The organism is Burkholderia sp. AU45251 (genome assembly GCF_030482905.1).
GTDB lineage: Bacteria > Pseudomonadota > Gammaproteobacteria > Burkholderiales > Burkholderiaceae > Burkholderia > Burkholderia aenigmatica.
In genome coordinates this window covers 102,370-125,890 of the sequence record NZ_JAUJQH010000011.1, presented here as the reverse complement: position 1 = coordinate 125,890, position 23,521 = coordinate 102,370, and the positions used below count along the sequence as shown (strand labels likewise).

Here is a 23,521-nt window from a genome sequence, read left to right as displayed (position 1 = left end):
ATGAAACCGCTGCTGCGAGCCGTGTTGATCGTCGATGCCGTGCTGCTGCTGGCGTTCGGCGTGCTGTTCGTGCTGACGCCCTGGCAGTCGCTGTTCAACGCGCTGCAGCTGGCGAGCGTCCAGCCGGCGATGCTGGGCCAGGCGTTCGGCATCGCGTTGCTCGGGCTTGCGTGGCTCGCGTTTCATGCAGCGTTCAACGGGGATCTCACGGCGCCCGTCGCGCGGTCGGTCGGCCACGTGTACTGGCTGACCGGCGTGCTGACGATCGTCTGGTCGATCGGCACCGGCAGCGGTCCCGCGCTGGCAGCCGCCGGCCGGGTGCTGTCGGCCGTGGCCGGTGTCGTGCTGATCGTGCTCGGCCTCGGCGGCGTGCGGCTCGCATCGGCCGTGCGCCGGCGCGAGAAAGCGCAGGCGCTCGACGCGCGTGCGCCGGCGCAGCGTCCGGCCGAGCCGGCGATGGCGCCCGCGTCGTCGTCCGCCCCGCAGCGTGTCGAACCCGTCGTCAGCCGTCCTGCGGCATCCGCCGCGTCGTCACCGGCTTCATCCGGTTCCAGTCAATCGTCAGGCGGCGTCGCACTCGACGAACGCCCGCCGATGCAGGATTGACCGACCATGCGTCGCGCGTGCTGCCTTCCGCCCGACGCCGCTGTCCATGCTATTGACGCAGCGCATGATGTAAATGATGCGCTGCTTTTCTTATTCTCTTCATCCCGTCCGCAGCCATGCACGACAAAATCCTGATTCTCGACTTCGGTTCGCAAGTCACCCAACTGATTGCGCGACGCGTGCGCGAAGCGCACGTCTACTGCGAAATCCATCCGAACGATGTGTCCGACGACTTCGTCCGCGAGTTCGCGCCGAAGGCGGTGATCCTGTCGGGCAGCCACGCGAGCACGTACGAAGACCATCAGCTGCGCGCGCCGCAGGCCGTATGGGATCTCGGCGTGCCGGTGCTCGGCATCTGCTACGGCATGCAGACGATGGCCGTGCAGCTCGGCGGCAAGGTCGAGTGGAGCGACCACCGCGAATTCGGTTACGCGGAAATGCGCGCGCACGGCCATACGCGCCTGCTCGACGGCATCGAGGATTTCAAGACCGACGAAGGCCACGGCATGCTGAAGGTCTGGATGAGCCACGGCGACAAGGTCGCCGAGCTGCCGCCGGGCTTCGCGCTGATGGCATCGACGCCGAGCTGCCCGATCGCCGGCATGGCCGACGAGGCACGCGGCTACTACGCGGTGCAGTTCCACCCGGAAGTCACGCACACGCTGAAGGGCCGCCAGATCATCGAACGCTTCGTGCTGCAGATCGCCGGCGCGAAGCCCGACTGGATCATGAAAAACCACATCGAGGAAGCCGTCGCGAAGATCCGCGAGCAGGTCGGTGACGAGGAAGTGATTCTCGGCCTGTCGGGTGGTGTCGATTCGAGCGTCGCGGCCGCGCTGATCCATCGCGCGATCGGCGATCAGCTCACCTGCGTGTTCGTCGACCACGGCCTGCTGCGCCTGAACGAAGGCAAGATGGTGCTCGACATGTTCGAGGGCCGCCTGCACGCGAAGGTCGTGCACGTCGATGCATCCGAGCAGTTCCTCGGCCACCTGGCCGGCGTGACCGATCCGGAAGCGAAGCGCAAGATCATCGGCCGCGAGTTCGTCGAGGTGTTCCAGGCCGAGGCGCAGAAGCTGTCGAAGGCGAAGTGGCTCGCGCAGGGCACGATCTATCCGGACGTGGTCGAATCGGGCGGTACGAAGACCAAGAAGGCGACGACGATCAAGAGCCACCACAACGTCGGCGGCCTGCCGGAAACGCTCGGCCTGAAGCTGCTCGAGCCGCTGCGCGACCTGTTCAAGGACGAAGTGCGCGAGCTGGGCGTCGCGCTCGGCCTGCCGCCGGAGATGGTGTACCGCCATCCGTTTCCGGGCCCGGGCCTCGGCGTGCGGATCCTCGGCGAAGTGAAGCGCGAGTTTGCAGACCTGCTGCGCCGCGCGGATGCGATCTTCATCGAGGAACTGCGCAACACGACCGCGACCGCGCACGATGCGGCTGCCGGCCTGTGCGGCGAAGCCGATGTCGGCAAGAGCTGGTACGACCTGACGAGCCAGGCGTTCGCGGTGTTCCTGCCGGTCAAGTCGGTGGGCGTGATGGGCGATGGCCGCACGTACGACTACGTGACGTCGCTGCGCGCGGTGCAGACGACCGACTTCATGACCGCACACTGGGCGCATCTGCCGTACGCGCTGCTCGGCCGCGCGTCGAACCGGATCATCAACGAGGTGCGCGGGATCAACCGTGTGGTGTACGACATCTCGGGCAAGCCGCCGGCGACGATCGAGTGGGAATAAGCGTTCGTGCTGAATCAGCGTTCGATTCCGCTCTCGTCGTTGCGCATCGATTGATGGCGCGATAGGGCGTGAGCGGATGGCGGGTTCAGCTTGTTCGCTGTCCCGGCACGGACCGGGACAAGAAACGGCTTGGCGATTGCCAAGCCGTTTTTCGTTAACGCGTCGCCTGAGTCACGAAACGGCGTGCATCATTCGTGACGCGGCAATCCGTTGTGCGCCCGATGGCGATCGCTCGCGTCTGCCGATCGAATCTCACGCGTGCGAGCCCCCGAGCGAACGCAGGTACGTCGGCACTTTCGCCTTGGCCGTTGCCTGGACACGCGCCATGAGCGCGTGATCGATGCGGTTCAGCCCGTAAGTCCGCGCAATGTCGTGCTGCAACCGGCACCACAGGTGACCGGCCATCTCGGCATCGACCATCGCCCGGTGGGCACGGCCCGATTTGGGCAACCGCAGCATATCCACCAGGCTCGACAGGCGGTGACTTTGGGCATCCGGGTAGATACGTCTCGCCACGAGCATCGTGCACGCAAAGGCATGCTCGGCCGACATGCCGAGCAGCCCGAGTTCCGCCTGCCAGAACCGTTTGTCGAAGCCGGCATTGTGCGCGACGACCGCATGCTTGCCGACGAACGCTGCGGCTTCCTTCATGACTTTCGATGCTGGGGGCGCCGATGCAATCATCTCGTTCGTGATGCCGGTCAGCGCGACGACATCGGACGGTATGCGTCTGCCTGCATTCATCAGGCTCTGGAAACGGTCGACGACTTGTCCGTCCCGGAGCAGGATGACGGCGATTTCGGTCGCACGGTCGCCCATATTCGGCGAAAGTCCGGTTGTTTCGAAGTCCAGTACTGCGACGGTTTGCATGGTCGAATCCTGTTGCTTCACGCGGTGTCGTTAGAGTGGCCGAGAGGGTAGCATCTCCAGGCCCTCGGCAGACTCGTTCAGCCCGAGAAACGACCATCCGTGCTGCGAATGTCGACCCGATCGATGCCCCGGGCCGCCCGCGAATTCGTTCTGATCCGTCGCTGACTCGGCAGCGCGCAAGACGATGCAACAGGGTGCTGGCTGCCGACTATCGGCAGCCCATTGATCCGCGCGTCATGCCGCCAGACTGTTTTCGCCTTCAACCATCCGGATCGGGCCCGTGGTCTGTCCCGCACCCTGCCTAACGCTGAACTCGATCAGATCTTCGTAAATCTCCCGTTGCCCGGCGGGCAGCACAGGCAGCAGTGTCTCGCGGCGCTTGTCCGCATCGAACATCGATTCGACCAGCCATCCCGTCAGATAGACCGACGCCAGGCATCCGCCCGCGGTTGCGACGTTGCCGTGGCACACCAGCGGCTGGTTCAGCACGTCCAGCCCGAGTGCCTGCAAACCCATCCGCGCGTCAGGATGCGTCGTGGCGCGGCGCTCCGGCAGCAGCCCGAGCCGCTCGAGAATGAAGGCCCCGCCGCAGATCGATCCGACGAGCTGGCGCTCGGGATCGAGATCGAACGACGGCAGGAAGTCGGGATGGGCCAGTGCGGCCGGTACGCCTTCCTTGCCGCTCGAAAAGAGAACCGCGTCGGCGTGATTGGCATCGGCAAGCGGGCCGTGCGTCGGGATGGCCAGACCATGTGCGGAATGCAGCACTGGCTGCGCACCCAGGATCCGGACACGCCAGTCGCGGTTGTTGCGGCCGAGAATGTCCCACATCAGGAACAGGTCGACGTCGGTGAACCGGTCAAATGCGACGAGAGCGATGTCTTTCAAGGCGGACTCCATGCGTAATGGCGCGCTGCCGGAAGCGGCGGCGGCCGTGATAGAGTTCGCAGCCTATCTGTCCATGCCGCACCATACACAGCCTGTATGGCGATGACGATGAGCACACTGACGCGAAACGACTGGATTGCAGCGGGCTTTGACGCCCTCGACGGGGAAGGGTATGCGGGCATGTCCGCCGAAAGCCTCGCGCGACGGCTGAACGTGACCCGCGGATCGTTCTATCACCACTTCCGCAATCGCGAGGATTTCGTCCGGACGCTGCTGACCGCGTGGGAGAGCGACTACACCGCACGCATGCTCGCGTATGCGGCAGACGGCCGCAGCGCGGGCGACACGCTGGCGCGCTACCTGCACATCGCCGCGGAGAAGCGGCCCGGCCGTGAAATTGCGATTCGCGCGTGGGCGCTGCACGATCCGCTGGTGGCGGAATTCCAGCAGCGCGTCGATGCGACGCGCCTGGCATTCGCGGTCGAGACGTCCCGCCGCTGGGCCCGCATGCCGGGTGAAGCCGAGATCGTGGGGCAGCTCGCGCATCTCTGCCTGATCGGCGGCCAGCAGGCCGGGCTGCGGCGCGATGCCGAGCGGTTCAACGGCTTCATGCAGCGCGCGTTTGCGGCCGTGGGGAGCAGGCTTGCGCGGGGACGCGCGTAACGGTGCGATACGCGCGATACCGGTGAGGCAGGGATGTCGCGGGTATCGCGGCATCGAACGCGCTCGGATGCGCGGCTGGGTCGTCGACAAAAGCGCACGACGCGAAGCCGCACGCAGAGGGCATGCGCTTGCGTGATACCGCTCAGGCTTGATCGCTCCCGCGATAACGCAGGTGAATCAACGGATAAGCCCGACCCTGCCCATCGAGCGGCGATCGTCCGCAGCGCTTGAATCCCAGCCGTTCATAGAATCCCGCCGCCTGGTCGTTCTGTTCGTTGACGTCGGTCGACAGGTCGGGATGACGCTTGAGTGCATCTTCCACGAGCAGGCGCCCGATCCCCGCGCCATGATGAGCAGGATCGATGAACAGCGCTTCCATGTGACTGCCGTCGAGAAGCATGAAGCCGATCGCACGGTCGGTATCGTCGACGGCGAGATCGAGCGGTGCACCGGGCAGGAACGCGACGACTTCGGATTCGATTGCGCGACGGTCGTCGTCGCTCAGGAAGTGATGCGTGGCATCGACCGCGCTGCGCCAGATATCGAGCACGCGTGCGCCGTCGGCCGGGGTGGATTGGCGGATTCCGATCATGATTTGATTTGTTGTTTTAGTCGCGACAGGTGGCCGGCGCCGTCAGGGTCCCGATCGGGCTGCCTGCACGGCGACGCGGAAAGTAAGCATTATGTCAGGCTGGAGCGCGACGCGTTTCGGCCAGGGTGGCTGCCCGTTCCACCGCCCGCCGCGCCACGTCCCGCACGCCCGCACTCATCGGCAGATCGTCACGATCGAGTTCGGCGAGATCGAACCAGCGCGCTTCGAGTGCATCGTCACCCGCAACGGGTAGGCCGCGCAGCCACTTGCACAACACGGCGACCAACACGTAATGCTGGCGCAGGCCGCCATTGGCATCGTGATCGAACGCATCCAGTGCGGTGAACACGTCCAGCGCTTCGACGTCGATCGCGGTTTCTTCGGCGATCTCGCGCACGGTGGCGCGCGTGACGGTTTCGCCCGCTTCGATCTTGCCGCCGGGAAACCCCCAGCAGCCGGCATCGGGTGGATTGGCGCGGCGAACCATCAGCACGTCGCGTTCGCGGAGGACGACGCCGATCACGGCGGGAACGGGGCGCACGGTCGGCGCGGGCGACGAATCGGACATGATGGTTCTATGCGTCGAAGCGTGGGCAGGTAAGCGACGTCAGGCGACGATTCATCGCCCGTCCTCGGTACGCTGCTCGATTGCGCGGATCACGGCGACCATGTCGGCGGACCCATGCCCGGCCTGTTCGGTCTCGCCGTAAAGCGCGTGGCAGATATCGAGCAGCGGCGACGCGATGCCGATGCTGCGCGCCGACTCGGCGACGAGGCGCGCATTCTTCAGCACGTCCGTGATCGCGGCCTGCACGGAGAAATCCGCCGCGACGAGCTTGCCGATCTTCACGCGCGACACGTCGCTCGCCATCGGGCCGGCATTCAGCACGTCGGCGAAGCGGGCGAGATCGATGCCGTGACGCTGCGCGAAATGCGTGGCTTCGGTCAGTCCGGTGACCATCGTGATCAGGAACAGGTTGACGGCGAGCTTCATGGTCAGCGCCGACGGCACGTCGCCGCAGATGAAGCTGTCGCGGCATAGCGGCTTCACGAGCGGGCGAACCGCGTCGACGTCGTCCGGCGCACCGGCCAGCATCACGACGAGCTGGCCTGCTTCGGCCGGCTTGCGCGACCCCGACACGGGTGCCTCGACGTAGCGGCCCGACGCGGCCGCGATCTCGTCGGCCAGCGCGCGCGAGTATTCCGGCGACGTGGTGCCCATGTTCACGATCACGTGGTCGCCGACGCGACGACTGAAGTCGGGCGTGCCGCGCCCGAGGACGGTGTCGATCGCGGTATCGTTCGCGAGCATCAGGATCACGGTACGGCAGGCTGCGAACACGTCGTCGGCGTGCTCGGCGATGCGTGCGCCGGCGTCGCGCAGCGCGTCGTCGCTGCCGTGGGAGCGGCTCCATGCGACGAGCGGCGTGCCGGCCCGCGCGAGATTGAGCGCCATCGGCGTGCCCATCACGCCGAGGCCGATGAATCCGACTGCCGTTTGCATGTCCTGACTCCCGCTGTGAGTGGAGACGATCGTGGCCGTCAGTATCGCAGCGTTTTCGCTCGCGTGTCGGCGATGCCGCGCGCGTCGCGCAGGAAGCGGTTCTAGCGATGCGACGGCGCTGCGTTCATGCCGGCCAGATACGGCCACGGATAGATGCCGCGTGCATGGCCGTCGCCAAACGCGAGACGGATACCGTAGCCGGCCGGCTCCACATCGTCCAGCGTGAGGCCGGGCTGCACGTCGACACGGCCGCCGTCGTACCGGATCCGACGGCATTCCGCGCACGGGCAGCCGCGGCGCAACTGCGCATAGCCGATATGCTGCGTGTCGCCGTCCGGCCAGCGCAGCGTCAGCGCGCGCGCCGGATGATCGAGCACGATTTCGGTCGGTACGATCATCGCGAAGCCTCGTCGATCTGCCGGATCGCGATCCGCACGGCCTTGCGAACCTCGGGGTCGCGATCCTCCAGTGCGGTGTGCAGCGCGGGCAGGGTCGTGCGCTCGCGCAGTTCGCCGAGCGCGAGTGCGGCCTCCTTGCGCAGGTTGCCGATCGCATGCGCGAGCAAGTCGGCGATCGCCTGGGCGGCGGTGCGGTCGCGCAACTGGCCAAGCGCACGGACGGCGCGCAGGCGTACCTGCCAGTAGTCGTCGTCGAGCGCGGCGACGAGCGGTGCGCTCGCAGCGGAGATCCGCAGCTTGCCGAGTGTCGCGGCCGCTTCCTCGCGCACTTGCCACGCGGGGTCGCGCAGTGCGGCGAGCAGCGCTGTCGCGACGGGCGCGTCGTCGGGCGCGGCGAAGCCGAGCGCGCCGACCGCCGCACGTCGTACGTCCGCATCGGTGTCGGCCGTCGCGACGCGCGCGAGCGGCGGCAACGCATGCGCATCCTTGAGCCAGCCGAGCACCGCGACGGCCTCGGCGCGCACGGCGGCCGCATCGGCATCCAACGCGTGCAGCGCGGGCGCCAACGCATCGGGGTTGCGCAGTTCGCGCAGGCCGCGCAGCACGGCGCCGCGCACGAACGGCTCCGGCCGGTCGGCCCAGCGACGCAGCACCGCGCCCGATGCGGCGTCCTTCAGTTCGGACAGGCTTTGCGCGGCGGTGGTGCGTACACCGTCGTCCGGATCGAGCAGCGCGCCGCACAGTGCGTCGACGACGTCGGGCTGCTCCCACGCGCCGAGCACGCGGGCGGCTTCGCCGCGTACGTCGGCCGACGCATCGTCGCTCAGTGACGCGACGAACGCGGGCACGTAGTCGGGATCCTCGAGATCGGCGAGTTCGAGCAGCGCGATGCGGCGCACGGACGCGTCGGGCGCGGCGAGGCGGGCGACGAGCGCGGCGTGGTCGGGGTTGGGGTCGTGCGCGCCAGGCAGCGGGGAAGCGAAGGCAGGGGCGGTCATGGGTACAAGGTTGGGGGAGGGTGAGAGTCCGCCGCTCACACGATCAGCGCAGCAGGTACGGGATGTCGACCTTGACCGCGCCGGTCGGGCAGTCGCGCTCGCACGGCATGCAGTACCAGCACTCGTCGAACTGCATGTAGGCCTTGCCTTTCGTCACGTCGATCGCGAGCAGGTCGAGCGGGCACACGTCGACGCAGACGGTGCAGCCCTTGTCGGCGATGCACAGATCCTCGTCGATCGTGACGGGCGCGCTGCTGCGCAGGAAGATGTCGTGCGGCGTATGGGGCACGGTTGGGCTCCTCAGAGGGCGGCCGCGGGCGCGGCCGGTTCGCGGATGCGCAGATGCGCGTAGGCGCTGCGCTCGTCGTCGGCGAGCGGCACGACGTAGGGTTCGACCGCTCGCTTCTCGCTGCGCATCGCGCCGTCGGCGCCCTTGCGCAGCCACGTGTGGCAGAACCACTCGGCGTCGTTGCGCTGCGGAAAGTCGACGCGATGGTGGTACAGCCCCCAGCGGCTCTCGGTGCGGAACAGCGACGCGCGCGCGGCCATTTCCGCACAGTCGCGGATCGCCCGCACCTCGGCGGCGCGCATCAGCTCATGCGGATGACCGGCTTTGATCGATTCGATATCCTCAGTAATGGCGTCGAAACGTTGCAACCCGATTTCCATCTTGCGCGTCACCTTCGGCGGCTGCAGATAGTCGTTCACCATGCGACGCAGCTTGTATTCGACCTGCGCCGGCGCCAGGCCGCGCTCGCGCAGCAACGGGGCAAGCACGCGGGTGCGCTCGGCGGCGACCTGTTCGTCGTCCACCGGCGCATGCGCGCGGCCGGCAACGTAGTCGGCCGCATTCTGCCCGGCAAACCAGCCGTACGTAAACGCACCGAGCATGTAGTTGTGCGGGACGGCCGCCATGTCACCGGCCGCATAGAGCCCCGGTACGGTCGTCTCCGCGCGTGCGTTCACGTACACGCCGGATGCGCTGTGGCCACTGCAGAAGCCGATCTCGGAGATGTGCATCTCGACCATCTGCTGCCGGTAGTCGGTGCCGCGCCCCGCGTGGAAGCGGCCGCGGCTCGGCCGTTCGTTCGTATGCAGGATCTGCTCGATGGTCTGGATCGTTTCTTCCGCGAGATGGTCGAGCTTCAGGAACACCGGGCCGTTGCCGCTTTGCAGTTCCTGGTAGAACTCCCACATCATCTGGCCGCTCCAGTAATCGCATTCGATGAAGCGTTCGCCCTTGCCGTTCGCGGTGAAGCCGCCGAGCGGGCCCGTCACGTATGCGCACGCGGGGCCGTTGTAGTCCTTGATCAGCGGATTGATCTGGAAGCACTCGAGGTTCGCGAGCGCGGCGCCCGCGTGATAGGCCATCGCGTAGCCGTCGCCTGCGTTGGTCGGGTTCTCGTAGGTGCCCATCAGGTAGCCCGAAGCCGGCAGGCCGAGCCGGCCGGCCGCGCCGCAGCAGAGGATCACGGCCTTCGCACGGATCACGTGGAACTCGGCCGTGCGGCAGTCGAAACCGAGCACGCCGCTCGCGCGGCCCTGCGCATCGGTCAGCACGCGCGTCACGACGATCCGGTTCGTGATCGCGATGCGTGCGCGCTTCAGTTGCCGGTACAGCACCTTCTTGATGTCGTGGCCTTCGGGCATCGGCAGCACGTATGCGCCCATGTGATGGACCTTCTTCACCGCGTAGTCGCCGGTGCCGTCCTTCTCGAATTTCACGCCCCAGCGGTCGAGCTGCTCGATCGTCGCGAAGCTGTGCCGCGCATACGCATGCACGGCTTCCTGGTCGACGATCCCGTCGTTGGCGATCGTGATCTCGCGCGTGTACTGCTCGGGTGTCGCGTGCCCGGGGATCACCGCATTGTTCAGGCCGTCCATTCCCATCGAGATCGCGCCGCTGCGCTTCACGTGCGCCTTTTCGAGCAGCAGCACGCGCAGCGACGGGTCGCGCTCCTTCGCCTTGATTGCCGCCATCGGGCCGGCCGTGCCGCCGCCGACCACGACGATGTCGTATTCGAGCACATGAGTAGTCATCGTTGTGTCCTTGCAGGTTTGCGCGGTTTCTGGCGGTCGATGCGCAGCCGGTACTGGAAGGCGTCGCCGCGGAAGTACAGGTATTCGAAGTCGATCGGTGCGCCCGATGCGTCGTGCGTGAGGCGCTCGATGCGCAGCACGGGGCTGCTTTCCTCGACATGCAGCGCATCGACGATCTCGTCGTCGGCGAGGATCGCGTCGATCGACACGTCGGCATGGCCGAGCGGGATGCCGCAGTCGTTTTCCAGGACCAGGAAGATGTCGCGGGTCGCGAGATCGGCGCCCGCGAGGCGCTTGCCGAGGGCTTCGGGCACCCAGGTCTGTTCGAGCGACACCGGCTCGCGATTCAGCAGCCGCACGCGGTGAATCTCGACGAGCGGCGCGCCTTCGGGCACGTTCAGCTTGGTCGCGAGATGGCGGTCGGCCTTGACGGTGCGGAAACTGCGCACCTGGTTGACGATCTCGTAGCCCATCGACGACATCGCCTCGGCGAAGCCCTGCAGCGACGTCACGTTCTGGAACGCCTTCGGCTTCGACACGAAGGTGCCCTTGCCGTGCAGCTTGAACAGCAGTCCTTCCTTCTGCAGATCGCCGAGCGCCTGGCGCACCGTGATACGGCTGACGTCGAACATCGCGCAGAGTTCGTGCTCGGACGGCATCCGGCTGTGCGGCGCATAGGTGCCGTCGAGAATCCGCGCGCGCAGGGTGTCCTTGATCTGCACGTAGAGCGGGGCCATCGACAGCGGCACGACGTTGGGTGAAGTCATCGGTCAACTTGTTATGACAAGATTGATCGAGTGTAGTCAGCGCGCTCGCGGGTCCCAACCAACGATTTCTGATTTGAACTTTCCGATTCCGGAAAAGCACGCCGGCAGGGGACAGACCAAACGGACGATCCGCCGGTTGCGGGCAGAGCGGAGCGGCCGGCCATAAAAATTCGCCGGCGCGTGTTCCGCGCCTGTCGATTTCCCGATGCGTCGCCCGTCGTATCCATGTCGACCGGACAGGGCGCCACGCGGGTAGCACCCGGTCCCGGGCATTGCCGTAACGAAAAGGAGGCACGCCATGCCGGATTCCCGATACCGCTGGGTGATCGTCGCCGCAGGCGGCCTGATGGGCTGCATCGCGGTCGGCGCGATGTTTTCGCTGCCGGTGTTCCTGCGTGCGATCGCACGCGACACCGGCTGGTCGATAACCGGCATTTCCGGCGCGATGACGCTCGGCTTCATCGCAATGGCCTTCGCGAGCATGGGGTGGGGCAGCCTGTCGGATCGCATCGGCACGCGCCCGGTCGTCATGACGGGCGCCGTCCTGCTGTCGGCGAGCCTGGCGCTGGCGAGCCGTGCGCCGTCGCTGCTCGCGTTCCAGCTGACTTTCGGCCTCGCCGTCGGTGGCGCAACGGCCGCGATATTCGCGCCGATGATGGCGTGCGTGACGGGCTGGTTCGACACGCACCGCAGCCTGGCGGTGTCGCTCGTGTCGGCCGGGATGGGGATGGCGCCGATGACGATGGCCCCGCTGGCCGCGTGGCTCGTGTCGGTACGCGACTGGCGCACGTCGATGCTGCTGATTGCGGTGCTGGCGGCCGTCGTGATGATTCCGGTGTCGCTGCTGGTGCGCCGGGCGCCCGCGCTCGACGGTGCGCCTGCGGCCCCGGTGGCCCCTGCACCGGCGGACGAGCCTGCGGCGATGTCGGTCATGGATGCGCTGCGTTCGCCGCCGTTCATCGTGCTGCTGCTGACCAACTTCTTCTGTTGCGCGACGCATTCGGGCCCGATCTTCCACACGGTCAGCTACGCGGTGACGTGCGGGATCCCGCTGACCGTCGCGGTATCGATCTACAGCGTCGAAGGGCTCGCCGGCATGGGCGGCCGGATCGTGTTCGGGATCCTGGGCGATCGCATCGGCGCGAAGCGCATGCTGGTGGCCGGGCTGCTCGCGCAGGCGCTCGGTGCGCTCGGCTATGGCTTCGTGCGCACGCTCGACGGGTTCTACGTGATCGCGACGCTGTTCGGCTTCGTCTATGCGGGCGTGATGCCGTTGTATTCGGTGCTCGCGCGCGAGAATTTTCCGCAGCGGATGATGGGCACGGTGATCGGTGGCTGCGCGATGGCCGGCGGCCTCGGCATGGCCGCGGGGCCCGTCGCGGGCGGCCTGATCGTCGATGCGTCCGGCAGCTACCGCTGGCTCTACATCGGTTCGTGCGCGATCGGCATCGGCGCATGCCTGATCGCAGGGATGTTTCGTCCGTTTCCGCAAGCGCGGCCGATGCGGGCAGCCGCATGACTGTGGTTCGACCATGCGCCGCGTGTCGAGCGGAACATGTGAGCCGATCAGGAAAACGAACGATATGCCGCGCTAGTCGTGCGAGCCGGCCCGGAACACGCTGCGCAATTCGTCGTGGTTGTGCACGTTGAGCTTGCGATAGATCTTGCGCACGTGATCGATGACCGTGCTGTTGCGCAGCGCGAAGCCGCTCGCGATCTCGCTGTGAGAGCGGCCGAGCACGAGCTGCGTGCAGAGTTCGCGCTGGCGTTCGGTCAACCCGAATTCGAAGCCGAGCCGTTCGATCTCCAGTTCGAGCGGCGGAAAATGTTCGATGTAGATCACGATGGAGAAATCGCGCTGCACGGGGCGTGCGTCGGCGAGGCGATAGGCCTTGAAGCGAAAGCGGCCGGCGGTATTGCGGCGCTCGAGCGTCGCGGGTGGCGCAGGGTGTCCGCGCCAGATCCGGTTGACGTTCGACAGCAGTGGGGCGAGCCAGTCCGGCAAGTGGTCGTGACGATAGAACGCGAGCGGTTCGCCGGTCGCGAGCGACAGCATCCGGATGCTCTCCTTGTTGTGCAGCAGGAGCCGGCCGGCGCCATCGACGACGACGATCGCGGACAGGCTGCCTTCCGCCTCGTGCAGCGGCAGTTGCGCGGGCCGCGACAGCGCGTGCGCGAGATGTCTGGCGACGGGTTCGATGTCGCGATGATTCTTTTCCGAGAACGGACGACTGCCGGGCGCGCGTGACAGCTGCAGGCTGCCCCAGCCGCGCGTGCCGTCCGTCGCGGTCAGTTCGAGACAATGACGCATCGAGGTCGGCTGCCACAGGTCCGCATACATCTCGCTCGACAGCAGCTCGTCGTCGTAGTGCGCGCTGTTGACGAAGCCGCGGCCGCGGCGCATCGCGTCGGAGAACGTGACGCCGAGCACCTCCTGCCGGGCGGTGTTGTGCACGTTCATGAAGTACGACGGCAATACCGTGTAGACCGTGTCGTTCTCGCTGTAGACGTCCGACAGCGCGTAGTGCTCGTCGGCGTAGAAGAACATGCCCCAGTCGGCACCGACGATGTGTCGTGCGGCTTCAATCACATGAGGAATGACGAGGCGCGGCTCGACGCCGAGCGAACAGAGTCGTCGAATGTGACTCGCCAGCGCGACGTGCTTGTCGGACATGAAGACGCTCCTCGAGCGTGCATCGGACACGCGCGCCGCGTCGTGATGACGTGGCCGATTGCACATGCGCCGTCCTGTCTGTCCAGCTTAGACGCCCAACATGACAACGACCGAAATTACCCCCTTTCAAGGGGGCGTCAAAGCGGCACGTGGTTTCTATCATTGCTCCATTCCAGTTGTATTCACGTGACGAACATGCCGTTGCATTCGGCGTGCGGCATTCGTCCGATGCAACGTGAATGCAACCGGAATATCCGATTCGCGATGCGGCGGGATGCGCGAGCCACACAACTCGAAACGCGCAATGTGGCCGCAGCACGAAATCGCGCATGTCGATGCGCCAGCCCCGGGGGGAAACAGAGGGATTGCCAGCAAGGATCGACGTTGCGTGCACGCCGGATACGACGGCACGCGAGCAGGACGTCGAAGTGCGCGGACGGCGGGAAGCCGGCGCCGCCCGCGTCGTTGGGGGGTATTGCAGCTTCATGTGAGGTGCCACGATGAAGACCATGTACAAGGCGGCGCTGGCCGCAATCTGCGTGCTGGGCGCGGTGGGGCTCGCGCAGGCGCAGGAAGGGAGCGCGCCGACGTCGACGCCGCCGTCCGATGCCGCGATCAGCGCGACGTCGATGGGCAGCATGCCCGGCGCAGGGTCGCAGGCGGGGAGTCCGACCGCGCTCACGCGAGCGCAGGTCCGGAACGAACTGCTGCGCGCGCAGAAGTCGGGCGAACTCGATCGGCTCAACAATCAGTTGTACAACGGACAGTAGCGGCGGACGTGACGACGCGGCCGCAGCGAAGCGGCTGCGTCGATGGCGGCGCCGGGTATCGGCGGCGTGCGGAAATGGGGTTCGACCATGCGTGGCCACGAGCCGGCATGGTCTTAAACGGGGTTGGAACAACGCTCGCGCAAGCACGGCGCGAGCGTGTCGTCAATGGCATATCGAGCATTCGTTCGAAGTGCCTGTCACACGTGCGTCACCCTGCTAGAATTCGGCTGCCGCATTGTTTCGATTGACCGATGAGATTGCTTGACGCCCTGGTCGAACAACGTATTGCCGCTGCTGCCGCGCGGCGCGAGTTCGACGATTTGCCGGGTACCGGCGCGCCACAGGCGCTGGATGACGACCTGCTCGTACCCGAGGAGGTGCGGGTGGCCAACCGTATCCTGAAGAATGCGGGCTTCGTGCCGCCGGCCGTCGAGCAATTGCGCGCGCTGCGCAACCTGCACGACGAAGTGCAGGCGGTCAGCGACCGTGCCGCGCGGTGCCGGCTGCAGGCGAAGATCCTCGCGCTCGACATGGCGCTCGAATCGCTGCGCGGTGGCCCGATGGTGATGCCGCGCGACTACTGCCGGCGCATCGCGGAACGCCTGTGCGAGCGCGGGCTCGACGAAGCGTCCGCCGAAGCGGGGCCGATGTGACGTCCGACGCGCTGCACGACGCAGCCGGGTCGGCGGCCGCTCCGGCGGCCGAATCTACCGCCGATTCTCCCGTTCCCGTTCCCGAAGCCGCGCCCGTATCGGCGCGCGACCTGCATTTCATGCGTCTTGCGCAGGCCGCCGCCGAAGAGGCACGCGCGGCCGGCGAAGTGCCGGTCGGTGCGGTGCTCGTGCGCGGCGACGAAGTGATCGCTCGCGGCTTCAACCATCCGATCGGCGGGCACGACCCGTCGGCCCATGCGGAAATGGCCGCGCTGCGCATGGCCGCGCAGCATCTGCAGAATTACCGGATGCCCGGCTGCGAGCTGTACGTGACGCTCGAGCCGTGCCTGATGTGCGCGGGCGCGATCATGCATGCGCGCATCGCGCGGGTCGTCTACGGCGCCGCCGACCCGAAGACGGGCGCCTGCGGCAGCGTGATCGACGCGTTCGCGAATCCGCAGTTGAATCACCATACCGAAGTGACCGGTGGCGTGCTCGCCGACGAGTGCGGTGCCGCGTTGAAGTCGTTCTTCGCCGAGCGCCGTCGTGCGCTGCGCGAAGCACGGCTGGCCCGCGACGCCGAATCCGGCACGTCATAGGCGCGCCCGCCGCGCGCGTTGCCCGGCGCGAGCCGGGCGTCCACGGTTCCGTGAACCGGAGACGGTTCAGGCCCTCTAAGCAGGTTTGACGACCCGACACCCTTCGCCATGTCCTTCCAGCCCGCCGCGTCCTACACCATCCGCCTGCTTGCGCCGTCCGGCTATCCGCACGACCCCGACGCGATCAATCGTGCGCTCGAGCGCCTCAGCACCGCGCAGCACCGCGTCGAGAACATCGAGGCGACGCAGCGGCGCTTCCAGCGGTTCGGCGGCACCGACGGCGAGCGGGCGGGCGACCTGAACCGCCTTGCCGATCCCGAACGGCCGCTGCCGAACATCGCGCTCGCGGTGCGCGGCGGTTACGGTGCCGCGCGCATTCTGCACGGGCTCGACTATCGCGGGCTCGAACGCAGGCTGCGCGACCAGCCGGTCGCGCTCGTCGGCCACAGCGACTTCACGGCACTCCAGCTCGCGCTGTACGCGAAGGCGCGCATCAAGACGTTCGGCGGCCCGATGCTGTCCGCCGACTTCGGCGCGGAAACGCCGAGCGATTTCACGATGCAGCACTTCTGGCAGACGCTGACGCAGCCGAGCACGACGATCATCGCCGAAGCGCCGCAGGTGCAGACCGTCAACGTGACGGGCACGCTGTGGGGCGGCAACCTCGCGATCCTCACGTCGCTCGTCGGCACGCCGTACATGCCCGACATCGAAGGCGGCATCCTGTTCGTCGAGGACGTCAACGAGCAGCCGTTCCGGATCGAACGGATGATCTATCAACTGCACCTGTCGGGGCTGCTCGCGCGCCAGCAGGCGCTCGTGCTCGGCCAGTTCACCGGCGCGCGGCCGTTCGAGTACGACAACGGCTACGACATGCAGGCGATGATCGAGCAGGTGCGTGCGGTGGTGGGGATTCCGGTCGTCACGGGGCTCCAGTTCGGCCATGTGCCCGACCTGCTGACGCTGCCGTTCGGCGCGCAGGCGCAACTGGTCGCGAATGCGCACGGTTTCCGGCTCACGCTGTCGGACTATCCGCATCTCGGCTAAGGCGGGCGCGATCGAGCGAAAGGCGGGTTTCCCGCCTTTTTCCTTATGTAAGTGCGCAACTAACGGTCTATATTTTTCGTCGGCACCAGCAGGGTCCACACCGGATATTGCACCAGTTTTGTCAACAAAATAGCCGGAAGGGTATACGACGAGAATGGCCTCTGTCGTGCGTCTTGTCCTTGTCGTGCCTGGATTCGGCGCATCGTGCACCGAACGGGGTCGCATCGATGCACGCCGATTGTGCGCAATGCCGGAAAAGAATTGTTGACAATCTTTATGTCCGCCCTAGGATGAGGATCATCACACGATGCCGATCATGAACGAGCCCGAATCCCACCCGTCCGGTGCAGCCAGTCCCGAAGCGATCGCCGAGCGGATCCGCACGGCGATCCTCGAGCATCGGCTCGCGCCCGGCGCGAAGCTGACGGAGGCGCAGCTCTGCGATGTGTTCAACGTGAAGCGCGGGGCGATCCGCCAGGCGCTCGCGCAGCTCGCAACCGACAAGCTGGTCGATCTCGAGCCGAACCGCGGTGCGTTCGTCGCGAGCCCGACGCTGCAGGACGTGCACGAGGTGTTCGAGATGCGCCGGATCATCGAGCTCGCCGTGGTCGAGCGGCTCGCGACCGGGCCCGGCGCGAAGCGGCTGAAAGGGGTCGCCACGCTGATCGAGAAGGAACGCAAGGCATTCGAGCGGCACGACTTCGCCGCCTGGATCCGCCTGTCGGGCGAATTCCACACGACGCTTGCCACGCTGATGGGCAATGCGACGCTCAGCGAGTGCCTCGAAGGGCTCGTCGCACGCTCGACGCTGATGTCGGCGCTGTACGAATCGCACGGGCGCAGCCCGTGCTCGTGCGACGACCACGACGAGATCCTCGGCGCGCTGGAGGCGGGGGATCCGAAGCGGGCGGTGACGCTGATGGCGCACCACCTGCAGCATGTCGAACTGAAGATGCTGGACCGGCCCGCGCAAGGGCAGGTCGATTTGCGCGAAGTGTTCGGCGGCGCCTGAGCGGCGACGCGAACCCGGCCGCGCGCCACAAGAACGAGCGAAATGCAGGCCCGCGGTGTTTGCCGCGGGCCGCTGGTCCGACTCCGGGCGTCGATCCGGAGCGATATCGATGACGGTGGAGCGGCCGCGCGGCCGCGTCAAGGAGAAGTCATGGCTCAGTTCAGTGTGGCGCACGACAGCGCCTATCCGGCGGAAGAAGGCGGCGAGGGCGACGACCCGGCACTGCCGAACGGTTACAGCGAACGTCTGTACAACGAAGATTTGGCACCCCTGAAAAATCAGACATGGGGTTCGTACAACATCTTCGCGTTCTGGATGTCGGACGTGCACAGCGTCGGCGGCTACGTGTTCGCGGGCAGCCTGTTCGCGCTCGGGCTGACGAGCTGGCAGGTGCTGATCGCGCTGATCGTCGGGATCGGTATCGTGAACCAGCTGTGCAACCTGATCGCGCGGCCGAGCCAGCAGGTCGGCGTGCCGTATCCGGTCGCGTGCCGCGCGACGTTCGGCGTGCTCGGCGCGAACGTGCCGGCCGTGATCCGCGGGCTGATCGCGATCGCGTGGTACGGCATCCAGACCTATCTCGCGTCGAGCGCGCTCGTGATCGTCGTGCTGAAATTCTTCCCGCAATGGCTGCCTTATGCGGATGTCCACCACTACGGCTTCCTCGGGCTGTCGGCGGTCGGCTGGGCCGGCTTCATGCTGCTGTGGGTGCTCCAGGCGTTCGTGTTCTGGAACGGGATGGAGACGATCAAGAAGTTCATCGACTTCGCGGGGCCGGCCGTCTACGTCGTGATGTTCATCCTCGCCGGCTACATGGTGTGGCGCGCGGGCTGGCGCAACATCGGCATCAATCTCGGTGGCGTGAAATACCACGGCGCGGAAGTGATTCCGGTGATGATCACCGCCGTGTCGCTGGTCGTGTCGTACTTCTCCGGGCCGATGCTGAATTTCGGCGACTTCTCGCGCTACTGCCGCTCGTTCGGAGAAGTGAAGCGCGGCAATTTCTGGGGGCTGCCCGTCAACTTCCTCGCGTTCTCGCTCGTCACGGTGATCACGACGGCCGCGACGCTGCCGGTGTTCGGCGAACTCATCACCGATCCCGTCGAGACGGTCGGCCGCATCGACCATCCGACCGCGGTGATCCTCGGTGCGCTGACGTTCACGATTGCGACGATCGGCATCAACATCGTCGCGAACTTCGTGTCGCCCGCGTTCGACTTCTCGAACGTTGCGCCGCGCCTGATCAGCTGGCGCGCGGGCGGGATGCTCGCGGCCGTTGCGTCGATCTTCATCACGCCGTGGAACCTGTTCAACAACCCGGCCGTGATCCACTACACGCTCGACGTGCTCGGTGCGTTTATCGGCCCGCTGTACGGCGTGCTGATCGCCGACTTCTACCTCGTCAAGCGCGGCCGGCTCGTGCGCGACGACCTGTACACGATGTCGGAAAGCGGCACGTACTGGTACACGGGCGGCGTGAACCGCCGGGCGCTCGCCGCGCTGCTGCCGGCCGCGTTGATCGCGATCGTCTGCGTGATGGTGCCGGGCTGGCAAGGCGTCGCGAACTTCTCGTGGTTCATCGGCGCGGGGCTCGGCTTCGTCTTCTACCGGCTGCTCGTGAGCGCGAAGGCCTGAGGAGCGTGCAATGAAGATCCGACTGATCAATCCGAATACGACGCAGCGGATGACCGACGCGATGGGCCGCTGCGCGCGCGAGGTCGCGGCCGCCGGCACGGAGATCGCGGCGGTGAGCCCGCCGATGGGCCCGCCGTCGATCGAAGGGTATTACGACGAGGCGCTCGCGACGCCGGGGCTCCTCGCCGAGATCGCGCAGGGCGAGCGCGATGGCTGCGACGCGTACGTGATCGCATGCTTCGGCGATCCGGGCCTCTACGCGGCGCGCGAGCTCGCGCGCGGGCCGGTGATCGGCATTGCCGAGGCTGCGATGCATGCGGCGAGCGTGCTCGCGCCGGGCTTCTCGGTCGTCACGACGCTCGCGCGCACCTGCGGGATGGCGTGGCACCTCGCGGAACGCTACGGGATGAAGCGCTTCTGCCGCAACGTGCGCGCGACCGACGTCGCCGTGCTCGAACTCGACCGGCCGGGCTCGGCTGCGCGCCGGATCATCGTCGACGAATGCCGGCGTGCGCTCGACGAGGACGGCGCCGACGCGATCGTGCTCGGTTGCGCGGGGATGGCCGAGTTTGCGCACGAGATCGAGCAGCAGATTGGCGCACCGGTGGTCGAGGGTGTCACGGCGGCCGTCAAGTGGGCCGAGGCGCTCGTCGCGCTGCGCCTCGCGACCGCGAAGCGCGGCGACTACGCGCGGCCGCTGCCGAAGCGCTATGACGGCGCATTCGCCCGCTTCAGCCCGCCGGACGGGGATGAGGCGGAACCGGTCCCGAATTTGCCGCAACCGCACATACACACCGTCTGACACGCACTATCTGCGCCGCTGTATGGGCGCGTATGGGCGTTTTCGCTACACTGGGCCGTCATCGCATCGGCTTGCGCAGCCAGCCTCCGGCACCCGCGCAGTCGATGCGAACCCATTATTTCAGCGAGCTTTCGCCGCACTTCGAACCATGTCACTCGATCCCAACTATCCTCGCGACCTGATCGGCTACGGCCGCCATCCCGTTCAGGCGAACTGGCCGGGGCGCGCCCGCGTCGCTGTGCAATTCGTGCTGAACTACGAGGAGGGCGGCGAGAACTGCGTGCTGCACGGCGATCCGGGCTCCGAGCAATTCCTGTCCGAAATCGTCGGCGCGGCCGCATATCCCGACCGCCACATGAGCATGGAGTCGATCTACGAATACGGTTCGCGGGCCGGCGTATGGCGCATCCTGCGCGAATTCGAGAAGCGCGGGATGCCGCTGACGGTATTCGGCGTCGGCATGGCGATCGAACGCCATCCGGAGCTCGCGCGCGCGTTCGTCGAGCTGGGCCATGAAATCGCGTGCCACGGCTGGCGCTGGATCCACTACCAGAGCATGACGCCGGAGCTCGAGGCCGAGCATATGCGCCTCGGGATGGAAGCGATCGAGCGCGTGACGGGCGAGCGCCCGCTCGGCTGGTACACCGGCCGCGACAGCCCCAATACGCACCGCCTCGTCGCCGAATACGGCGGCTTCCTGTACGACTCCGACAACTACGGCGACGACCTGCCGTTCTGGATGGACGTCGACATGTCGGGCGGCAAGAAGTCGCCGCAACTGATCGTGCCGTACACGCTGGATACGAACGACATGCGCTTTGCGACGCCGCAGGGCTTCAACACCGGCGATCACTTCTTCGACTACCTGCGCGACGCGTTCGACGTGCTGTACGCGGAGGGCGACGAAGCGCCGAAGATGCTGTCGATCGGCATGCACTGCCGGTTGCTCGGCCGGCCGGGCCGGTTCCGCGGGCTGCAGCGTTTCCTCGATCACATCGAGAAGCACGATCGCGTATGGGTGACGCGCCGTGTCGATATCGCGCGTCACTGGCGTGAACATCATCCGTATCAGCCCAATCATCGAAACGAAGGGAAAGCATGAAGGCGATGCGCTACACGTTGGATCAACTGAACACGATGGCGCCGAGCGCATTTGTCGCGGCGCTGTCGGGGATTTTCGAACATTCGCCGTGGGTGGCCGAAGTCGCTGCGGGCGAGCGGCCGTTTGCGAGCATCGACGCACTGCACAAGACGATGTCGGGCGCGGTGGAAACGGGCGGCGAAGTGCGCCAGCTCGCGCTGATCAACGCTCACCCGGAACTGGCCGGCAAGGCCGCCGTGCGTGGCGAGTTGACGGCCGAGTCGACGCGCGAGCAGAGCGGCGCGGGCCTCGACCAGTGCACGCAGGAAGAGTTCGACAAGCTGCTGACGCTGAACCGCACGTATCGCGAGAAGTTCGGCTTCCCGTTCATCCTCGCGGTGCGCGGCTATGACCGGCACGGCATCATCGCGAACTTCGAGTCGCGCGTGAATCATTCGCGCACCGAGGAACTGCGTGCGAGCCTCGACCAGATCTACCGGATCGCGCGCTTCCGCCTCGACGACCTGATTGACGCCTGACACCGCTATACGGCCTGCTGCGTCGCAGCGGCCTGATCGCATCACTGAAACAAGGAAACATCATGGCTGTTCCGCTTCTCGATCCCAACGCCCCCGACTTCACGCGGCGCTACGTGAATCTTGCCGACCCGCGTCTCGGTGCGCAGGCGCTCGAAGCCAGCGACGATTTCTTCGCGCCGAAGGATCGGATGCTGAACCCCGAGCCGGCCGTCTTCATCCCCGGCAAGTACGACGACCACGGCAAGTGGATGGACGGCTGGGAAACGCGCCGCAAGCGCACGACGGGCTACGACTGGTGCATCGTCAAGCTCGCGCGCCCGGGCGTGATCAAGGGCTTCGACATCGACACGAGCCACTTCACCGGCAACTTCCCGCCGGCCGCGTCGATCGAGGCCGCGTTCGTGGCCGACGGCGCGCCGACGCATGCGACCGAGTGGGTCGAGGTCGTGCCGTCGACGACGCTGCAGGGCAACAGCCATCACTATGTCGAAGCGAGCGACGCGCGTGCGTTCACGCACCTGCGCGTGAACATCTACCCGGATGGCGGCATTGCACGCCTGCGCGTGTACGGCCAGCCGCAACTCGACTGGGCCGGCGCGAGCGCGACCGAGCAGTTCGATCTCGCAGCGATGGAAAACGGCGGTTACGTGGTGGCCGCGAACAACCAGCACTTCGGCGTCGCGTCGAACCTGCTGCTGCCGGGCCGCGGCGTGAACATGGGCGACGGCTGGGAAACCCGCCGCCGCCGCGAACCGGGCAACGACTGGGCGATCATCGCGCTCGCGCAGCCGGGCGTGATCCGCAAGATCGAAGTCGATACCGCGTTCTTCAAGGGCAACTATCCGGACCGCTGCTCGATCCAGGCCGCGTACGTGTCGGGCGGCACGGACAGCTCGCTGATCACGCAGTCGATGTTCTGGCCCGTGCTGCTCGGCGAACAGAAGCTGCAAATGGACAAGCAGCATTACTTCGAACACGACATCGCGTCGCTCGGCCCCGTCACGCACGTGCGACTCAACATCATTCCGGACGGCGGCGTGTCGCGCCTGCGTCTGTGGGGGACGCTCGACAAATGAAGACGCTTGCCATCGAACCGCTGACCAAGGAAGCATTCGCGCCGTTCGGCGACGTGATCGAAACGGAAGGCGCGAAGCAGATCCCGATCAACCTCGGCACCACGATCCGCTTTCACGATCTCGCGAAAGTCGACGTGACCGATGAAGACGGCCGCACGCTCGTCAACCTGTTCCGCGGCCAGCCGCGCACGCTGCCGTTCGAAGTGAAGATGCTCGAACGGCACCCGCTCGGCAGCCAGGCGTTCGTGCCGCTGAACGACCAGCCGTATCTCGTCGTCGTGGCGCCCGCGGGCGATCTCGATCCGGCGAAGATCCGCGCGTTCGTGACGAGCGGGTGGCAGGGCGTCAACTATGCGAAGGGCGTGTGGCATCACCCGCTGATCGCGCTCGGTGGCGTCAGCGACTTCATCGTCGTGGATCGCGGCGGCGACGGCCTGAACCTGAACGAGCAGGACCTGCAGGAATCGCTGTGGCTCACCGACGAGGCGCTGCACGCGCTGACTGCCTGAGTCGCTCGCGTATTCGCGACTGACTGCCTGTCGAAACCCGCGCAATTGGCGCGGGTTTTTTA

The 23,521-nt window shown here is 66.6% G+C and carries 26 protein-coding genes; 15 read left to right on the top strand and 11 right to left on the bottom strand.

Going from position 1 to position 23,521, the window contains the following annotated elements:
- Together QZM67_RS21930 and guaA are read left to right on the top strand one after the other, a co-directional pair.
- Entirely contained in the window at positions 1–606 is a 606-nt protein-coding gene (locus QZM67_RS21930; RefSeq protein ID WP_205822499.1) for a hypothetical protein, read from the top strand.
- Between the two features lie 116 nt (positions 607–722).
- Complete coding sequence (gene guaA, locus QZM67_RS21925) at positions 723–2,342, top strand: glutamine-hydrolyzing GMP synthase (RefSeq protein WP_011352431.1); 1,620 nt, start codon at positions 723–725, stop codon at positions 2,340–2,342.
- 252 nt (positions 2,343–2,594) lie between these two features.
- Here guaA and QZM67_RS21920 read toward each other — a convergent pair whose 3' ends face one another.
- Together QZM67_RS21920 and QZM67_RS21915 are read right to left on the bottom strand one after the other, a co-directional pair.
- The gene (locus QZM67_RS21920) at positions 2,595–3,212 is read right to left on the bottom strand and encodes a PolC-type DNA polymerase III (protein WP_301806622.1); all 618 of its coding nucleotides are present in this window, start codon (positions 3,210–3,212) and stop codon (positions 2,595–2,597) included.
- Positions 3,213–3,446: 234 nt separating this feature from the next.
- Positions 3,447–4,112: a DJ-1/PfpI family protein gene (locus QZM67_RS21915; RefSeq protein WP_301806619.1), complete on the bottom strand. Its 666-nt coding sequence runs from the start codon at positions 4,110–4,112 to the stop codon at positions 3,447–3,449.
- A 96-nt stretch (positions 4,113–4,208) separates the two neighbouring features.
- On the opposite strand from QZM67_RS21915, the gene QZM67_RS21910 reads away from it, so the two are divergent.
- Positions 4,209–4,763: a TetR/AcrR family transcriptional regulator gene (locus QZM67_RS21910; protein ID WP_301806618.1), complete on the top strand. Its 555-nt coding sequence runs from the start codon at positions 4,209–4,211 to the stop codon at positions 4,761–4,763.
- A 142-nt stretch (positions 4,764–4,905) separates the two neighbouring features.
- Here QZM67_RS21910 and QZM67_RS21905 read toward each other — a convergent pair whose 3' ends face one another.
- From QZM67_RS21905 to QZM67_RS21870, 8 genes are all read right to left on the bottom strand, one after another.
- Entirely contained in the window at positions 4,906–5,355 is a 450-nt protein-coding gene (locus tag QZM67_RS21905; RefSeq protein WP_301806617.1) for an acetyltransferase, read from the bottom strand.
- Between the two features lie 94 nt (positions 5,356–5,449).
- The gene (locus tag QZM67_RS21900) at positions 5,450–5,923 is read right to left on the bottom strand and encodes an NUDIX hydrolase (protein WP_301806616.1); all 474 of its coding nucleotides are present in this window, start codon (positions 5,921–5,923) and stop codon (positions 5,450–5,452) included.
- A gap of 51 nt (positions 5,924–5,974) precedes the next feature.
- A complete protein-coding gene (locus QZM67_RS21895; RefSeq protein WP_301806613.1) occupies positions 5,975–6,859 on the bottom strand; it encodes an NAD(P)-dependent oxidoreductase in 885 nt (294 codons plus the stop codon).
- 101 nt (positions 6,860–6,960) lie between these two features.
- Positions 6,961–7,257, bottom strand: coding sequence for a DUF971 domain-containing protein (locus QZM67_RS21890; protein WP_175023877.1), 297 nt, complete (start codon positions 7,255–7,257; stop codon positions 6,961–6,963).
- Positions 7,254–8,255 carry a HEAT repeat domain-containing protein gene (locus tag QZM67_RS21885; RefSeq protein WP_301806612.1) on the bottom strand — a complete coding sequence of 334 codons (1,002 nt, stop codon included), beginning with the start codon at positions 8,253–8,255 and terminating at the stop codon, positions 7,254–7,256. Before QZM67_RS21885 ends, QZM67_RS21890 begins: the two co-directional genes overlap by 4 nt.
- Before the next feature lie 43 nt (positions 8,256–8,298).
- Positions 8,299–8,544 carry a ferredoxin family protein gene (locus QZM67_RS21880; RefSeq protein WP_043190913.1) on the bottom strand — a complete coding sequence of 82 codons (246 nt, stop codon included), beginning with the start codon at positions 8,542–8,544 and terminating at the stop codon, positions 8,299–8,301.
- Between the two features lie 11 nt (positions 8,545–8,555).
- Positions 8,556–10,295, bottom strand: coding sequence for a fumarate reductase/succinate dehydrogenase flavoprotein subunit (locus QZM67_RS21875; protein ID WP_301806611.1), 1,740 nt, complete (start codon positions 10,293–10,295; stop codon positions 8,556–8,558).
- Positions 10,292–11,062, bottom strand: coding sequence for a GntR family transcriptional regulator (locus tag QZM67_RS21870; protein WP_175023874.1), 771 nt, complete (start codon positions 11,060–11,062; stop codon positions 10,292–10,294). The genes QZM67_RS21875 and QZM67_RS21870 overlap by 4 nt, the downstream gene beginning before the upstream one ends.
- 298 nt (positions 11,063–11,360) lie before the next feature.
- On the opposite strand from QZM67_RS21870, the gene QZM67_RS21865 reads away from it, so the two are divergent.
- A complete protein-coding gene (locus tag QZM67_RS21865) occupies positions 11,361–12,581 on the top strand; it encodes an MFS transporter (RefSeq protein WP_301806609.1) in 1,221 nt (406 codons plus the stop codon).
- 72 nt (positions 12,582–12,653) lie between these two features.
- Here QZM67_RS21865 and QZM67_RS21860 read toward each other — a convergent pair whose 3' ends face one another.
- On the bottom strand, positions 12,654–13,736 hold the full coding sequence (locus tag QZM67_RS21860) for a LuxR C-terminal-related transcriptional regulator (protein WP_301806606.1): 1,083 nt from the start codon (positions 13,734–13,736) through the stop codon (positions 12,654–12,656).
- 500 nt (positions 13,737–14,236) lie between these two features.
- On the opposite strand from QZM67_RS21860, the gene QZM67_RS21855 reads away from it, so the two are divergent.
- From QZM67_RS21855 to QZM67_RS21805, 11 genes are all read left to right on the top strand, one after another.
- Positions 14,237–14,506, top strand: a complete 270-nt coding sequence (locus QZM67_RS21855) for a DUF4148 domain-containing protein (RefSeq protein ID WP_175023872.1) — start codon at positions 14,237–14,239, stop codon at positions 14,504–14,506.
- Positions 14,507–14,757: 251 nt separating this feature from the next.
- Positions 14,758–15,159, top strand: coding sequence for a DnaJ family domain-containing protein (locus QZM67_RS21850; RefSeq protein WP_043187968.1), 402 nt, complete (start codon positions 14,758–14,760; stop codon positions 15,157–15,159).
- Positions 15,156–15,758, top strand: a complete 603-nt coding sequence (tadA, locus tag QZM67_RS21845; RefSeq protein WP_301806603.1) for a tRNA adenosine(34) deaminase TadA — start codon at positions 15,156–15,158, stop codon at positions 15,756–15,758. Before QZM67_RS21850 ends, tadA begins: the two co-directional genes overlap by 4 nt.
- A 108-nt stretch (positions 15,759–15,866) precedes the next feature.
- Positions 15,867–16,805, top strand: coding sequence for a muramoyltetrapeptide carboxypeptidase (ldcA, locus tag QZM67_RS21840; RefSeq protein ID WP_301806600.1), 939 nt, complete (start codon positions 15,867–15,869; stop codon positions 16,803–16,805).
- 307 nt (positions 16,806–17,112) lie between these two features.
- The gene (locus tag QZM67_RS21835) at positions 17,113–17,817 is read left to right on the top strand and encodes a GntR family transcriptional regulator (RefSeq protein WP_175023869.1); all 705 of its coding nucleotides are present in this window, start codon (positions 17,113–17,115) and stop codon (positions 17,815–17,817) included.
- Between the two features lie 150 nt (positions 17,818–17,967).
- On the top strand, positions 17,968–19,452 hold the full coding sequence (locus QZM67_RS21830; protein WP_301806598.1) for an NCS1 family nucleobase:cation symporter-1: 1,485 nt from the start codon (positions 17,968–17,970) through the stop codon (positions 19,450–19,452).
- Positions 19,453–19,462: 10 nt separating this feature from the next.
- Positions 19,463–20,254 carry an aspartate/glutamate racemase family protein gene (locus QZM67_RS21825; RefSeq protein WP_301806596.1) on the top strand — a complete coding sequence of 264 codons (792 nt, stop codon included), beginning with the start codon at positions 19,463–19,465 and terminating at the stop codon, positions 20,252–20,254.
- A gap of 148 nt (positions 20,255–20,402) precedes the next feature.
- Positions 20,403–21,356 (top strand): allantoinase PuuE, encoded by a 954-nt coding sequence (gene puuE / locus QZM67_RS21820; protein ID WP_301806594.1) that lies wholly within the window; start codon positions 20,403–20,405, stop codon positions 21,354–21,356.
- The gene (gene uraD / locus QZM67_RS21815) at positions 21,353–21,874 is read left to right on the top strand and encodes a 2-oxo-4-hydroxy-4-carboxy-5-ureidoimidazoline decarboxylase (RefSeq protein ID WP_043187984.1); all 522 of its coding nucleotides are present in this window, start codon (positions 21,353–21,355) and stop codon (positions 21,872–21,874) included. The genes puuE and uraD overlap by 4 nt, the downstream gene beginning before the upstream one ends.
- Before the next feature lie 62 nt (positions 21,875–21,936).
- Positions 21,937–22,950 carry an allantoicase gene (alc, locus tag QZM67_RS21810; protein WP_301806592.1) on the top strand — a complete coding sequence of 338 codons (1,014 nt, stop codon included), beginning with the start codon at positions 21,937–21,939 and terminating at the stop codon, positions 22,948–22,950.
- A complete protein-coding gene (locus QZM67_RS21805) occupies positions 22,947–23,459 on the top strand; it encodes an ureidoglycolate lyase (RefSeq protein WP_043187989.1) in 513 nt (170 codons plus the stop codon). The genes alc and QZM67_RS21805 overlap by 4 nt, the downstream gene beginning before the upstream one ends.
- The last annotated feature ends 62 nt before the right edge of the window (positions 23,460–23,521 follow it).